Source organism: Streptococcus oralis, assembly GCF_003943825.1.
GTDB lineage: Bacteria > Bacillota > Bacilli > Lactobacillales > Streptococcaceae > Streptococcus > Streptococcus oralis_CD.
In genome coordinates this window covers 1-713 of the sequence record NZ_RJNJ01000066.1, presented here as the reverse complement: position 1 = coordinate 713, position 713 = coordinate 1, and the positions used below count along the sequence as shown (strand labels likewise).

General features: G+C 33.9%; 2 protein-coding genes. Both read right to left on the bottom strand.

The window, feature by feature from the left end; translation table 11 throughout:
* Positions 1–285 (bottom strand): TipC family immunity protein (locus D8863_RS10590; protein ID WP_142999491.1); only part of this gene is annotated, 285 nt, incomplete at its 3' end.
* A 4-nt stretch (positions 286–289) separates the two neighbouring features.
* The coding region (locus D8863_RS10585) for a TipC family immunity protein (RefSeq protein ID WP_125441866.1) at positions 290–713 on the bottom strand (424 nt) is incomplete at its 5' end.

Genomic DNA, 713 nt, shown 5'->3' with positions numbered 1-713 from the left:
CTTTATATCTTCTCCAAAATTAAGGTTAATGGTTATATCACTATAGCCTTTGGGAAGAGTTTTATATTTTCCAAAGGGAGTATAGGATATATTTGGGTCATCACTTGGCCAACCGGCCCTGATTTTAAACCCATCTATGTTTCTTAAAATATTATTTGACCGATAAGTCTTCTCTGTCTCCTGGTAGATTTCATCAAAAATATTGTTAGGTTGACGCACAAAAAAGTAAAAACAAGATGATACGATTATCACGAATAAAGCTACTAAGCCTAGGATTTTCTTCATGTTATCACCAATTCTCCCACTGGGTTTCAATCTTGACATCACCATAGTTGCTTGGCGAGTACTTACTGTCATAGATGGTACACCAGTCTTTTAAGACTTTCTGGTTGATGATTTCGTCGTAGTAAGAATCCAAATCCTTAGCAGTGATACCGTACTTCTCCAGGTATGTTTTCACTTGGGCCTCGTCTTCGATATAGTTATCCTCATTTCCTGATAATACTATCTGAATTGACTTTGTGATCATTTTAGTTTTTTGGCTATACTTACTAATCATCCATAACTTCACATCCCCAGATATTTTCTTCTCAAATGAAACAAACAGCTCGTTAGAATAATTTTTAAAATTAAAATCAATAGATATATTATTAAAGTTTTGAGGGTTGCTTTTACTAGTATACAATCCAAATGGATTTTGAGAGATATTAGGG